This window comes from Pseudarthrobacter sp. PvP090 (assembly GCF_040547365.1).
In the GTDB taxonomy this organism is placed as follows: domain Bacteria; phylum Actinomycetota; class Actinomycetes; order Actinomycetales; family Micrococcaceae; genus Arthrobacter.
In genome coordinates this window covers 105,600-118,152 of the sequence record NZ_JBEPPO010000005.1, presented here as the reverse complement: position 1 = coordinate 118,152, position 12,553 = coordinate 105,600, and the positions used below count along the sequence as shown (strand labels likewise).

The 12,553-nt window shown below is 67.9% G+C and carries 12 protein-coding genes; 4 read left to right on the top strand and 8 right to left on the bottom strand.

Annotation, left to right across the window (positions count from 1 at the left end; all coding sequences use genetic code 11):
* Position 1: 1 nt before the first annotated feature.
* Both ABIC21_RS07345 and ABIC21_RS07340 read right to left on the bottom strand, forming a co-directional pair.
* A complete protein-coding gene (locus tag ABIC21_RS07345; RefSeq protein ID WP_354349751.1) occupies positions 2-1,135 on the bottom strand; it encodes an LOG family protein in 1,134 nt (377 codons plus the stop codon).
* Positions 1,136-1,144: 9 nt separating this feature from the next.
* Entirely contained in the window at positions 1,145-1,645 is a 501-nt protein-coding gene (locus ABIC21_RS07340; protein ID WP_354349750.1) for an SRPBCC family protein, read from the bottom strand.
* Positions 1,646-1,698: 53 nt separating this feature from the next.
* On the opposite strand from ABIC21_RS07340, the gene ABIC21_RS07335 reads away from it, so the two are divergent.
* The 3 genes from ABIC21_RS07335 to iolB all read left to right on the top strand — a co-directional run bounded on the left by ABIC21_RS07335 (position 1,699) and on the right by iolB (position 4,315).
* Positions 1,699-2,481 (top strand): gamma-glutamyl-gamma-aminobutyrate hydrolase family protein, encoded by a 783-nt coding sequence (locus tag ABIC21_RS07335; RefSeq protein WP_354349749.1) that lies wholly within the window; start codon positions 1,699-1,701, stop codon positions 2,479-2,481.
* A gap of 131 nt (positions 2,482-2,612) precedes the next feature.
* Entirely contained in the window at positions 2,613-3,353 is a 741-nt protein-coding gene (locus tag ABIC21_RS07330; RefSeq protein ID WP_354349906.1) for a GntR family transcriptional regulator, read from the top strand.
* A 65-nt stretch (positions 3,354-3,418) separates the two neighbouring features.
* Positions 3,419-4,315 carry a 5-deoxy-glucuronate isomerase gene (iolB, locus tag ABIC21_RS07325; protein WP_354349748.1) on the top strand — a complete coding sequence of 299 codons (897 nt, stop codon included), beginning with the start codon at positions 3,419-3,421 and terminating at the stop codon, positions 4,313-4,315.
* A gap of 122 nt (positions 4,316-4,437) precedes the next feature.
* Here the strand turns inward: iolB and ABIC21_RS07320 are convergent, their stop codons facing one another.
* The 6 genes from ABIC21_RS07320 to ABIC21_RS07295 form a co-directional block, all read right to left on the bottom strand.
* Positions 4,438-5,472, bottom strand: a complete 1,035-nt coding sequence (locus ABIC21_RS07320) for a Gfo/Idh/MocA family protein (protein ID WP_354349747.1) — start codon at positions 5,470-5,472, stop codon at positions 4,438-4,440.
* Positions 5,469-6,263: a TIM barrel protein gene (locus ABIC21_RS07315; protein WP_354349746.1), complete on the bottom strand. Its 795-nt coding sequence runs from the start codon at positions 6,261-6,263 to the stop codon at positions 5,469-5,471. The genes ABIC21_RS07320 and ABIC21_RS07315 overlap by 4 nt, the downstream gene beginning before the upstream one ends.
* Positions 6,263-7,384, bottom strand: coding sequence for a Gfo/Idh/MocA family oxidoreductase (locus tag ABIC21_RS07310; protein ID WP_354349745.1), 1,122 nt, complete (start codon positions 7,382-7,384; stop codon positions 6,263-6,265). The genes ABIC21_RS07315 and ABIC21_RS07310 overlap by 1 nt, the downstream gene beginning before the upstream one ends.
* A 138-nt stretch (positions 7,385-7,522) precedes the next feature.
* Entirely contained in the window at positions 7,523-8,437 is a 915-nt protein-coding gene (locus ABIC21_RS07305) for an ATP-binding cassette domain-containing protein (protein WP_354349744.1), read from the bottom strand.
* A 16-nt stretch (positions 8,438-8,453) separates the two neighbouring features.
* On the bottom strand, positions 8,454-9,503 hold the full coding sequence (locus ABIC21_RS07300) for an ABC transporter permease (RefSeq protein ID WP_354349743.1): 1,050 nt from the start codon (positions 9,501-9,503) through the stop codon (positions 8,454-8,456).
* Positions 9,504-9,555: 52 nt separating this feature from the next.
* Positions 9,556-10,551: a substrate-binding domain-containing protein gene (locus ABIC21_RS07295; RefSeq protein ID WP_354349742.1), complete on the bottom strand. Its 996-nt coding sequence runs from the start codon at positions 10,549-10,551 to the stop codon at positions 9,556-9,558.
* Between the two features lie 240 nt (positions 10,552-10,791).
* On the opposite strand from ABIC21_RS07295, the gene ABIC21_RS07290 reads away from it, so the two are divergent.
* Entirely contained in the window at positions 10,792-12,504 is a 1,713-nt protein-coding gene (locus ABIC21_RS07290) for an HNH endonuclease signature motif containing protein (RefSeq protein WP_354349741.1), read from the top strand.
* The last annotated feature ends 49 nt before the right edge of the window (positions 12,505-12,553 follow it).

Here is a 12,553-nt window from a genome sequence, read left to right as displayed (position 1 = left end):
CTCAGCGGTCCAGGACGGCGAGCGCTTCCTGCACGGTGTCCACCAGGAAGATCCGGCCCTCCATTTGCCGCCCCGCGGCAAGGCTCTGCAGCAGGGGCCACGCCGGGTAGCGCCGCAGCCAGTGCTCCTGCCCCACCAGCACCATGGGCATGATGGTCTCCGGGGTGCCGTAGTAGTTCTCGCACGCATCCTGGAAGATCTCCTGCACGGTGCCCCCGGACCCGGGCAGGAACACAATGCCGCCGTTGCACAGTTCCAGCAGGATGGCCTCGCGGATGGCGTTGGCGAAGTACTTGGCGATGTGGGTGGAGAAGAAGTTCGGCGGCTCATGCCCGTAGAACCAGGTAGGGACCCCCAGGGACGGCGTCCCCTCCGGATGGCGTTCGACGACGGCGGCAGCCGACCGCGCCCATGCCGACACGGAGGGCAGGAACCCGGGGACCGCGGCGAGGTCGTCCAGGGCGCTCCGGAAGTCCCGTTCGGGGGCCTCGCTCAGGTAGGCGCCGAGGTTGGCGGCCTCCATAGTTCCGGGACCACCGCCGGTGGCAACTACCCGGCCGTCCCTGGCCAGCAGCCGTCCCAGCAGCGCGGCTTCCTCGAAGACACCCGAGCCGCGGCTCGCAGCATGCCCGCCCATAACGCCCACCATGGTCCGGCCGGCGCAGAGGTCCGAGCGGGTCAACTCATCGAGGGCATCGCCGATCGAGTGGTCATGGAGGGCCGCGGCCAGGGTCGCGTCGAGGCGGTGGCGCTGTCCCGGCCGGATGCTCCACTGGTACACCTTGGCGTCCGGGGTGTCCTCATAGCGTGACTCGGAGATACCCTCGTAGAGCTCCTGCGGGGTATAGAGCCGCCCGCGGTACGGGTTGAACGGGACGGCTTCGAGCTTGGGGAAGATGAGGGCGCCGCGGCTGCGCAGCGACTCTTCCACGCCGTCGTCGAACGTGCAACCGAGGAAAATCCCGCCCTGGGCGTTCATGCCCTCGAGCTGTGCCGTCCGTCCGCGCAGGTCCAGCGACTGGGCGTGCCAGCCCTGCATGGTCCTGGCCCCGGCCGCGACCAGCCGGTCGAAGCTGTCCAGGCTTTCGACCTCCAGCGTGCGCGGGCTGGGGTGCAGGCTGCGGGCGGCGCTCATCCGGCGCGCCTAGCGCTGGTGGTCCGGGGTGGCACCGGACCCGGTGCCGGATGCGGCCTCGGAGCTCATGTAGGCGTCAAGCTTGGCGAGGGTCTGCTCAATGTTGGCCGGGTGCCGGCGGACGTAGCCGGCCAGGCGCAGGAGGATCCTGGCGCGCACTTCCCGGGCGTCCCACTGTTCGGTGACGAGGGTGCCCGGGTTGCCGGCGGCGTCGGCTGCGGGCTCCAGCAGGTAGCGCCATACGTGGCCGCCGAAGTGCCGCCACGCGATCCGCCGGCCCTCCTCGAACTCGCAGACCGTGTTGAGAATCTTGTAGTCCATCTTCATATTCATTTCCATGCCGAACCTCGCACCAAGGGCCAGCCGTTTGGGGCCGCGCGGCTGGGCACCCTTGACGGTGTCGGAGCCGTCGATCACGCTGTGCAGTGCCGGCGTGGCGAGCACCTCGAAGATGGCTTCCGGAGCGGCCGCGATGAAGCGGCTGCGGGACACAAGGTATCTGTTGGTCATCCGGCAATCCTAGTCCCGCGTTGTGATGCAGAAGTTGTGGTGCAGAATAAACCATGCAGACTCCGCCCCTCCCCCGCAGCAGCCGGCCCCGCATCGGCATTCCCGTCCGGCTCAGCAGTTCCGCGGACCCGGATCCGCGGGTGGCGGAGGCCAATGCGCTCTTCGATTACATCGTGGAGTTGGTGCGCGACGGCGGCGGCGAGCCGGTGCTGCTCACCGCACCCGGAGAGACGCTCGAGGCGCTCGACGGCGTCGTTCTTCCGGGCGGCGGCGACCTTGACCCCCGGCTCTACGGCGAGGAACCCGGCGACGCCTGCTACGACGTCAGCCACGGCCAGGACGAGCTGGATCTGGCCGTTGCGCGGCGGTCGATCGACGCCGGGCTGCCCGTGCTGGGCATCTGCCGGGGGCACCAGCTGCTCAACGTGCTCTACGGCGGAACGCTGATCCAGGACATGGATCCGGGGACGGTGCCGCACCGGGAAGCCGAACCGGTGCACGGGGCCGGACCGTGGGCCTGGCATGAGGTCGAGATGCAGGGCGGAAGCAAGGTTGCCGGCCTGTACGGCGGCCTGGGGAACGGGGGCCGCGGGACGAGCGCCGCAGGCGTCACCGTCAAGATCGCCTCCGGCCACCACCAGTCCGTGGCCCGGGTCGCCGCAGGGCTCGTGGTGACGGCCGTGGCCGAGGACGGGACGGTTGAGGCGCTGGAGGACCCGGAGCGCTGGGTCGCATCAGTGCAGTGGCACCCGGAGGCCCTGGAACTCCCGGCCGAGGAACGGCTGGCCCCGTTCCTCGCCTTTGTTGAGGTGTGTCGCAGATCTCTCCGCGCCTGAACGGCCCTGCTATCATGAACTTAGGCAGTATGTCCTATCAAGCGAACATATGCGGAAGAACGTGACCGGCGGCCCAACCTGGGCCCGGGTCCGTGGCACAAGGGAGCGCTTCAACAGTGGCTATTCAAAAAGTGGCGAACCAACTTAATCTCAACGTCGACCGGTCCTCCCCCGTACCGCTCTACCACCAGGTGGTCCAGGGTATCGAGGCCGCGATCCACGGCGGGATCCTTCCGCCGGGCAGCCGTCTCGACAACGAGATCGACCTTGCCGCACAGCTGAACCTCTCCCGCCCCACCATGCGCAAGGCCATGGACGAACTGGTCCGCTCGGGCCTGCTGGTGCGCAAGCGCGGCGTCGGCACCCAGGTGGTCTCCAGCCAGGTCCGGCGCCCCCTCGAGCTCTCCAGCCTCTTCGACGACCTCAGCAACAACGGCAGCAAACCCACCACGGAGGTGCTGAGCTTCTCCCACGATGAGGCCGACGCCGCCACCCGGGCAGCACTCCAGATTCCCGCCGGCGCGAAGGTCTATCACTTCACCCGGCTCCGGAAGGTCGGCGGAAAGCCGCTGGCGCTGATGGAGAACTGGGTCCGCGATGACATCACCGCCATCGACGAAGCGCTCCTGGGCTCACAAGGCCTCTACGCGATCCTCCGCAACGGCGGCGTGAACTTCAGGCTCGCCTCACAGCGGATCGGCGCCATGATCGCCAACGACTACCAGGCCACCCTGCTGGAAACCACTCCCGGCTCAGCCCTCGTCACCATGGAACGCACCGCCGTCGACGACACCGGGCGCCAGGTGGAGACCGGCCACCACGTCTACCGCGCGGATTCCTACAGCTTCGAAATGACGCTCGTCCAACGCTAGGCACCCCTACCCGCCAGCAGCACCCCCCGCCGTCTTCCGGCGCGACAACGAAAAGGCAGAAACTCATGGCCAACTGGGTCTATCCGCTCGGCACCGCCGCCCAAGGCACTTGGGACGTCTCCCTGGGCACCTCCGATTCCACGCTGGCGGTGGACGGCTGGGCCCACACCGGGCTGAAGGTCGCCACCCTGGCCGCCGCGGCCGCCGTCGAACTTCCCGCCGCGGACGAGGAACGCATTGTGGTCCCGCTGAACGGGTCGTTCACGGTGTCCGTCGACGGCGAGGAGTACCGGCTGGCGGGCCGGGAGAGTGTCTTCAGCGGCCCCAGCGACGTCCTCTACACGGGGACCGGGAAGGCCGTGACCATCAGTTCGGCCGACGGCGGACGCGTCGCCGTGGCCACCGCCCCGGCCAAGGCCTCCTACCCGACGCGCCTGATCACGGCCGCGGAGACCCCGGTCGAACTGCGCGGGGCCGGCAATTGCTCCCGCCAGGTCCACAATTTCGGGACCCCCGCAGCGCTGGAGGCTGACCGCTTCATCGTCTGCGAGGTCCTGACCCCGGCCGGCAACTGGTCCTCCTACCCCCCGCACAAGCACGACGAGGAGAAGGACGGCGAGACCAACCTCGAGGAGATCTACTACTTCGAGACCCGGGTCTCCCCCGGCGCTCCGGCCCGGCCGGGGGCGGACGACGCGATCGGCTACCAGCGCGTGTACGCCTCGGACGAGCGTCCCATTGATGTGTCCGCGGAGGTGCGGACCGGCGACGTCGTCCTGGTGCCCTACGGCTGGCACGGCCCTGCCATGGCGGCCCCGGGCTACGACATGTACTACCTCAACGTGATGGCGGGCCCCGGCCCGGTCCGCGACTGGCTCATCAGCGACGACCCACACCACGGCTGGATCCGCCAGACCTGGGAAGGCCAGAACCTCGACCCGCGGCTGCCCTTCGGCGCCTGACGGCACGGCGCAGCCAGAAGTCGGCAGTCCAGACAAAAGAACCCCGGGGACCAGTTCTGAACTGGTCCCCGGGGTTCTTGTGCAGCTCCACTCCGGTGACGGAACCGGGGTGGAGCGTCTTTTCAGCGGGCCACGGTCTGGACCACGCGGACCGGCACGCCGGTCGCGAGGGATTCCTGCGCCGCGTCGGCCACGCGGGAGGCGGCCACGGCGTCCTCCGGCGTGCAGGGGTTGTCCCGGCGGCCCAGGATCAGCTCGACGAAGGCAGCCATCTCGGAACGGTAGGCCTGGTCGAACCGCTCGGCGAAGGTCCGGTGCGGCTCCCCGGCCGGGAATGAGACCCCGGCTTCGGCGGAGGCCAAGGCGGTCTTGTCGTCCAGGCCCACCATGAGCGAGCTCCGGGAGCCCTGGATTTCCAGCCGCACATCATGGCCCGCCCCGTTGTACCGCGTGGCCGAGACGGTTCCCACGGTGCCGTCGTCGAACGTCACCAGCGCGAGGGCGGTGTCCACGTCGCCGGCTTCCCCGATGGCCGGGTCCCCATTGTTGGAGCCCCTCGCGTAGACCTCGACGATTTCCCGGCCGGTGAGCCAGCGCAGGATGTCGAAATCGTGGACCGAGCAGTCCCGGAACAGCCCGCCGGAGCTGGCCAGGAACTCGACCGGCGGCGGTGCCATATCGCAGGTGACAGCGCGCAGCGAGTGGATCCAGCCCAGCTCCCCGGCCTGGTAGGCACGCCGGGCCTCCTGGTAGCCGGCGTCGAACCGGCGCTGGTGGCCGATCTGGACGACGCCGTGCCGCTCCCGGATGTAGTCGAGCACGGGCAGGGCGTCCGCCACGTTCAGGGCGACGGGTTTCTCGCAGAACACCGGGATGCCGGCGTCCACACCGGCCTTGATCAGCTCCGGGTGGGTCCCGGTTCCGGTGGCGATGACGAGTCCGTCCAGCCCGGACGCGAGGAGCGACTTCACCGAAGGCAGGAACTCGGCACCGAGCCCCGCGGCGATGCCCCGGGCGTGGTCTTCGGCGACGTCGGTGAGCCGGAGCCGGACGTTGATGCCCTGCGGGTTGAGGACTCCGTTGAGTGCGGCGATGTTGTTGGCGTGCATGACGCCGATCCGCCCCACCCCGACCAGTCCCAGAATGACGTCTTTCATACTTCAACTTTCGTGTGTCGTGCGGGCACGGTGAATGCCGCCCGGAAGGCCGCCAGGGCCGCGTCGCTGTCGGCGCTGGCCCAGGCTTCCATGCCCACGGTGCCGTCGTAGCCGGCCTCCGCAAGCGCCCGGGCGACAGCAGCGTAGTTGATTTCCCCGGTCCCGGGTTCGCAGCGGCCCGGAACATCCGCCACCTGGATTTCGCCGAGGTACGGCAGGGCGCTCCGGACGAGCTCGATCAGGTTCCCCTCCCCCATTTGGGCGTGGTACAGGTCCAGCATGAGCCTGGCGTTCGGGTGCCCGGCCGCCTGCACGAGCGCCAGGGTGTCCTTGGCGCGGGCCAGCGGGATGCCGGGGTGGTCGAGGATCGTGTTGAGGTTTTCGAGGCAGAACGTCACCCCGTATTTCTCACCGAGCCTGCCGAGCCGTTCCAGGGTCCTGGCACCGGTGGTCCACATGTGGCCGCTGGACCGGTAGACCGGACGGGCTGCCTGGCCGTCGATGAGTTCAGCCGGGTGCACCACCATCCGGCTCACGCCGAGCTCCAGGGCCGTCGGGATGAGCGACTCCGCCGTCCGCACCACCTCGTCCGCCGTGTCGGGATCCACCAGGCTGCCGGCGGTGTAGCCGGTCATGGAGGAAAACACCGCGCCGGTGGCCTTGAGCGCGCCAATGTCCTTGGTCCGCGAGTCCCAGAGCTCGACGTCGAAACCGGCCTCATGGATCCGGCGCACCCGCTCCGTGAACGGCAGCTCGGTGAAGACCATCTCAGCGCAGACGGCAAGGCGCATCAGAGGACCGCCGTCTCGTTGACGGCAACCGTGTTGCCCGTCGCCGTATTGACGGCGACCGGGGTGCCGCGCTTGACCGATTCGATGCAGGCCAGCGCCATGGCCAGCGCGCGCCGGGCGTCGGCCGCGCCGGGCGTGAGGGAGTAAGCGGCCGACGACGACGGCGCTGTGCCGTCCCGCCGCGCGCGGACGGCATCGGCGAAGTCGGCGAGTTCGTCCGTGTAGGCCTGCCGGAAGAGCTCAACGTTGAGCCGCGGGGTGTCGGCCGACATCCCGTCGGCGGTGTAGCGGCGGGCTGCGGTTTCCGTGGCCCGCCCGGCCTGCACCATCCCCTTGGAGCCGAAGACTTCCCCGCGGATGTCGTAGCCGTAGAGGGCGCTGAAGTTCGCCTCGGCCACCGCGATGGAAGCGTTGCTGTAGCGGATGGTCACAACAGCCGTGTCCAGGAAGCCCTGGTCGCGCAGCCCGGGTTCCACCAGCGCATCGGCAATGGCGTAGACCTCCACCGGTTCGGCGCCTTCGTTGAACCAGTTCAGGGTGTCAAAGTCGTGGATCAGGGTTTCCAGGAAGACGGTCCAGGCCGGGACCCTGGCCGCATTGGGAATGCTGCCCGTGCCCGGATCCCGGGTCAGGGAGCGCAGCAGTTGCGGCGTCCCGACGGTGCCGGCGGCGAGGTCCTTCTTGGCGGCCTGGAAGTCGTCCGCGTACCGGCGGTTGAAGCCGATCTGGAAGTGCACGCCGGCCGCCTCCACGGCGGACAGGGCGGCGTCGAGCTCGTCAAGCCCCAGTCCGGCCGGCTTCTCGCAGAAAACATGCTTTCCGGCGGCGGCGGCCTGGGCGATCAGCGAGGAGTGGAAGCGCGCCGGGCTCGCGATGATCACGGCGTCGATTTCCGGGTCGGCCAGGATGTCGGCGGCGTCGGCCGTCACCTTGCCGGCGCCCAGGACGGAGGCCAGCGCCGCTGCGGACTCCACATTGGGGTCGGCGATGGCCGCGAGCTCGGCGCCGGGGACCCGTCGCGCGATGCTCTCGGCGTGGAAGGCACCCATCCAGCCCGAGCCGATGAGCCCGATCCGCACGGGCAGGGGAAGGTTGGTGGACTCCCGATTCAGGTAAGCCATGGGCTCGTCCTTTCAATAATTCACGACTGTGTGAGGGTGGGGCCGGTGCGGGGCCGCGGCCGAGGTCTCCGCGCAGCGGCTCGGCCGCAGGAAAGAGCAGGGCCGTGCCCGGACGGGCTGGCCTTGCTCCCCGTGCTGCTAGTAAGTCTTGCCGGTCGTCTGCGCCACCTCGGCCACTTCGCCCTGGACTTCCTTGACCACATCGCCGTGGCCGCCGAGCTGTTCGAGTTCGTGGGCGAGTTCGGCGAGTTCGGCACCGCCGGCCATCTGCGCCGTGAGCTCGTCGAGGGTGATGTCCTTCTTGTCGTAGTAGCCGATCGACTTGCCGCGTTTGAGCAGCAGGAACCGGTCGCCGACGGGGAAGGCGTGGTGCGGGTTGTGGGTGATGAAGATGACGCCAAGGCCGCGGTCACGGGCCTGCAGGATGTAGCGGAGCACGACGCCGGACTGCTTCACGCCCAGCGCGGCGGTGGGCTCGTCCAGGATCAGGACCTTCGCACCGAAGTACACGGCCCGGGCGATCGCGACGCACTGGCGTTCACCGCCGGAGAGCTGGCCGATGGGCTGTTCCACGTCGCGGAGGTCGATGCCCATTTCGGCGAGTTCCTTGAGCGTGATCTCCTTCATTTTCTCGACGTCCATGCTCTTGAACGGGCCGAAGCCGCTGGTGAGTTCGGAGCCGAGGAAGAAGTTCCGCCAGATCGGCATCAGCGGCACCACGGCGAGGTCCTGGTAGACGGTGGCGATGCCGGCGTCCAGGGCGTCGCGGGGGGAGGAGAATTTGCGTTCTTCGCCCATGATGTTCAGGACCCCGGCGTCGTGCTGGTGCAGGCCGGCGATGATCTTGATCAGTGTGGATTTGCCGGCGCCGTTGTCGCCCAGGACGCAGGTGACGCGGCCGTTGTCCACGGCCATGGTGACGTCGGAGAGGGCGATGATGTTGCCGTAGTGCTTGCCGACGCCCTCGAGGGAGAGCAGGTGCACGGGGGTGTGGGTGAGGGGGTCTTTTTCGTGCTGCAGCAGCGTTTGCTGGTCGATTTCTTTGGCATTCATTTCGCTTATGGCCCCTTTACTTGAGTTCCGCGCGGCGCTTGACGATGAGGTTGACGATGGTGGCCAGCAGCAGCATCAGGCCCAGGAAGAACTTGAACCAGTCCGGGTTCCACTGGGCGTAGACGATGCCCTTGTTGGCCATGCCGAAGATGAACGCACCGATCGCGCCGCCGATCGCCGAGCCGTAGCCGCCGGTCAGGAGGCAGCCGCCGATGACCGCGGCGATGATGTAGAGGAATTCGTTGCCCACGCCTTCACCGGACTGCACGGTGTCGAAGGCGAAGAGGTTGTGCATGCCCAGGATCCAGCCGCAGAACCCGACGCCCATGAAGAGGCCGATCTTGGTGGCCTTGACCGGGACACCCACGGCGCGGGCGGCGTTCGCGTCCCCGCCGACGGCGAAGATCCAGTTCCCTACCCGGGTCCGCATCAGCACCCAGGTCGCGACCGCGACAAGCGCGAACCAGATGAACACGGTGATTTTGACGTCGACGCCGCCGATGCTCACCGAGGAGGCGAACACCGCCCGGGCCGAGGCGAAGCCGTCCATGTTGGAGATCGACGGGGAGGACACCGAGCCGCCGATCAGGCGGGTCAGGCCCAGGTTCAGGCCGGTCAGCATCAGGAAGGTCGCCAGGGTCACGATGAAGGAGGGCAGCTTGGTCTTCATCAGGATCCAGCCGTTGATGTAACCGATGGACAGCGACACCACCAGGGCCAGGAGGACACCGACCCAGACGTTCGTGCTGAAGTACCAGCTGAACATCGACGCCGTCAGGGCCGAGGAGATCACCGCGACACCGGTGGAGAGGTCGAATTCCCCGCCGATCATCAGCAGGGAGACCCCCACGGCCATGATCCCGATCGTGGAGGAACCGTAGAGAATGGTCGCAAGGGCGCTGGGCTGGGTGAAGGTCGGGGACACCAACGCGAAGAAGATGAAGAGGACGATCGCGCCCACCAGGGCACCGACCTCGGGACGTCCGAGCAGCTTCTGGAACGGACTGCGCTTGGCGACGCGCTCATCAGGCGCCGGCGACTTTGTCTTGGTCTGGGTCATGGTCATGATAGATCTCCTTGCTGCCGGGCCGGCGTGTACCGGCCCGGCCAGCGGGCTGTTAGCGGATACCCTGCTGGGCGAAGGTCAGGACTTCGGCCGCATTTGACTTGTCGACGAGGCTCGGTCCGGTGAGGACCGACTGACCGCCGCCAATACTGAATCCGCCGCGTTTGTTCTGCCACAGCGCGTCAATGGCTCCGTAGCCCTGCAGCCACGGCTGCTGGTCCACGGTAAACAGAACTGCACCATCCACGATCTTCTGGGCGAGATCCGCGTTCAGGTCGAAACTTGCAACCTTGGCAGAGCTGCCGGCATCCGTGACCGACTTGAGGAGAGTCAGGGTGATGGGGGCGCCGAGGCCGATGATGACGTCGGCGTCATTGGTAGCCTGGAGCTTGGCCGTCGCGGTGGACTGGACTGAGGTCATGTCCTTGCCCTCGACGTAAAGGATTTCCGTTCCGGGCACCTTCGCCTTGACGCCGGCGCACCGTGCTTCGAGTCCGACGTGGCCCTGCTCCTGGATCACGCAGACCGGATGTTTGAAGTTCTCCGCCGCGAGCCTGGCGCCGACGGCCTGGCCTGCGAGCTGCTCGTTGGAACCGAAGTGGGTGAACGCTCCGAGCTGCGTCGAAACCCCTTCACCGGCGTTGAGGCTGACGACCGGGATGCCGGCGGCGGTGGCCTTCTGCAGCGCATCTTTGAGGGCTTCGGGCTTGGCCAGCGTGACCGCGATGCCGTCGACCTTCTGGTCGATGGCCTGCTGGATCAGCTGGGCCTGCCGGCCGGCTTCGGGATCGGACGTGTAGAGGAGCTCAACGTTGTCCTTCGCCGATGCCTCCTCGGCACCCTTGCGAACGATGTCCCAGAAGGTGTCCCCTGCTGCGGCGTGGGTAATCAGGGCGATCTTCATCCGTTCCGTTGTGGCGACCTGTCCGCCGCCGGCCGCGTTGCCGGTATCCGCGGGCTTGCCGCCGGTGCTTGAACATGCACTCATTGCCAACATCGGCACAACCGCTGCCACCAGGGTCGCCTTGCGCCAGGAAAATTTAGCCACCGTGAATCTCCTTTGATTTCAGCTCCGGGCTGCTACCTTGCAGCCGCCGGAATAATGCCTATCTCGATCATGGTGACTTAGCTCACTCATGTCAATAGTTTGTCCTGACATTAGGATGTAAACACGTAACTAAATCAGTTCAGCTCGTAAAGAAGCCGCCGGACGGCCCCTAGGTGCAGGGCTAAGGCAGACCGCGGATGCAGCATCAGAATTGTCGTAGCCTCCTGATTTGATGGGTTCATGGAAAGCACGGACTGGAGTGCGGAGGTAAGGGAGGCACTGGCGGCCGTCGCGGCGTTGACTGCGGCGCTGGATTCCGTCGCCGGGGGCGGCGCTGACCGCGCTGATTTGTCCTGTTCTGATCAGACTGGTCCGTCTTTTTCTGATCGGACTGGTCCGTCCGGGGCTGGCCCGTTGTGGGACGATCCGTTGCGGGATCTGGCGGATGCCTGCCTGGACGGCCTGGGCGACATGGCCCAGGTGGAGGCGAGGTTTGCTGCGTTGAAGGTGCTGCTGGCGGCGGCCTATGTGCGGGCCACCCACGCCCTGGCGGCACCGGCGGTCACCCTGCAGGACGCCAGGTGCCAGGAGATGGCGGTGACTGCTGAGGTCGCGTGTGTCCTGACGGTGGGAGCGGGGACCGCCGGGGCGTTTCTGGGCGACTGTCTGGCCCTGACGAACCGTTTGCCGCTGACCCTGGCGGCGCTGGGTGCCGGGACGATCTCCTGGGACCACGCCCGGGCCATGGTGGATGAAACCGCGAACCTGGACCCGGCCGGGGCGGCCGCGCTGGAGGCGCACTTCCTGGACCCCGACGCGCCCAACCCGGCCCGGGGCTGCCCGGCCGGGGAACTCGTCCCGTACCGGTTCCGCAGCAAGGCCCGCACCTGGCGGGAACGCCACCACCCGGACAGCATCGAGAAACGCCACGCCAGAAGCGCGAAAGACCGGCGGGTCGAATTCCGCCCCGACTCTGACGGGATGGCCTGGTTCTCCGCGTACCTGCCGGCAGATACCGCCGCGGGGATCTGGGACCGGACCACCGCCGCCGCCCGCGCCCTCCAGGGCCCGGACGAGACACGCACCCTGACCCAGCTCCGCGCCGACATCGCCGCCACCTTGCTCCTCAACACCGGCCCCTGCATTTGCGGCGGGACTTCGGGCAGCCCGGCCGGCGGCGGTGCGGACAACGGTGCCGGCGGGTGCGAGGGTGCCTGCGGGGAGGTGCCGGTCCCGCGCGCACAGGTCCTCATCACCGTGCCCGTCCTGTCCCTCCTCGGCGCCACGGAGGAACCGGCGATGCTGGACGGGTACGGTCCGATCCCGCCGTCGATGGCCCGGCGGCTGGTCGCCGACGGCGCCGGCTCGTTCCACCGGGTCCTGATCGACCCCCGGGACGGGGCCCCGCTGGAAATCGGCCGGAACAGCTACCGCCTCACGAAGACGATGCGCCAATGGCTCCGGCTCCGCGACGGCAGATGCCCCTTCCCCGGCTGCAACAACCCGTCCCTGGACAACGACGCCGACCACCTCCTGGCCTGGGCCGACGGAGGCACCACCGGGATCTCCAACCTCGGACAGCCCTGCCGCAAACACCACCGCCTCAAACACGCCTCAGCCTGGACACCCTCCGGGGCCAACAAAGACACACCACCCGGCTGGACCTCACCCTCAGGCCGGTACTACCCCAGCGAACAACAGGACTGGGAACCACCCCACTGGCCACCCGGCATCCTGGCCGCCGAGACGCTCCCGGACACACTGATGGATTCAGGCCTGCCCGCGTATCCAGGCTGGGATACCGACCTCGACCCGCCGCCGGACCCCTTCCCGGACGGGCACCTATTCACAGCCGGACACGAATTCTCCGCCGCAAACATGGAGGACCTGCCCTGGCCAGAGCCCCTCGAGGACCATCTCCCGCAATGGCTCCTGCTTCTATCTGCGGGTTGACCGTTGCTTATCGTTTCGACGCGGCAGTTCCACCAAGCTGGAGGCACAC

What these genes read in the sequence shown, in the direction of transcription:
- ABIC21_RS07345 (WP_354349751.1), bottom strand. Translation starts at nt 1,135, where the DNA reads ATGAGCGCCGCCCGCAGCCTGCACCCCAGCCCGCGCACGCTGGAGGTC.
- ABIC21_RS07340 (WP_354349750.1), bottom strand. Translation starts at nt 1,645, where the DNA reads ATGACCAACAGATACCTTGTGTCCCGCAGCCGCTTCATCGCGGCCGCT.
- ABIC21_RS07335 (WP_354349749.1), top strand. Translation starts at nt 1,699, where the DNA reads ATGCAGACTCCGCCCCTCCCCCGCAGCAGCCGGCCCCGCATCGGCATT.
- iolB (WP_354349748.1), top strand. Translation starts at nt 3,419, where the DNA reads ATGGCCAACTGGGTCTATCCGCTCGGCACCGCCGCCCAAGGCACTTGG.
- ABIC21_RS07320 (WP_354349747.1), bottom strand. Translation starts at nt 5,472, where the DNA reads ATGAAAGACGTCATTCTGGGACTGGTCGGGGTGGGGCGGATCGGCGTC.
- ABIC21_RS07315 (WP_354349746.1), bottom strand. Translation starts at nt 6,263, where the DNA reads ATGCGCCTTGCCGTCTGCGCTGAGATGGTCTTCACCGAGCTGCCGTTC.
- ABIC21_RS07310 (WP_354349745.1), bottom strand. Translation starts at nt 7,384, where the DNA reads ATGGCTTACCTGAATCGGGAGTCCACCAACCTTCCCCTGCCCGTGCGG.
- ABIC21_RS07305 (WP_354349744.1), bottom strand. Translation starts at nt 8,437, where the DNA reads ATGAATGCCAAAGAAATCGACCAGCAAACGCTGCTGCAGCACGAAAAA.
- ABIC21_RS07300 (WP_354349743.1), bottom strand. Translation starts at nt 9,503, where the DNA reads ATGACCATGACCCAGACCAAGACAAAGTCGCCGGCGCCTGATGAGCGC.
- ABIC21_RS07290 (WP_354349741.1), top strand. Translation starts at nt 10,792, where the DNA reads ATGGAAAGCACGGACTGGAGTGCGGAGGTAAGGGAGGCACTGGCGGCC.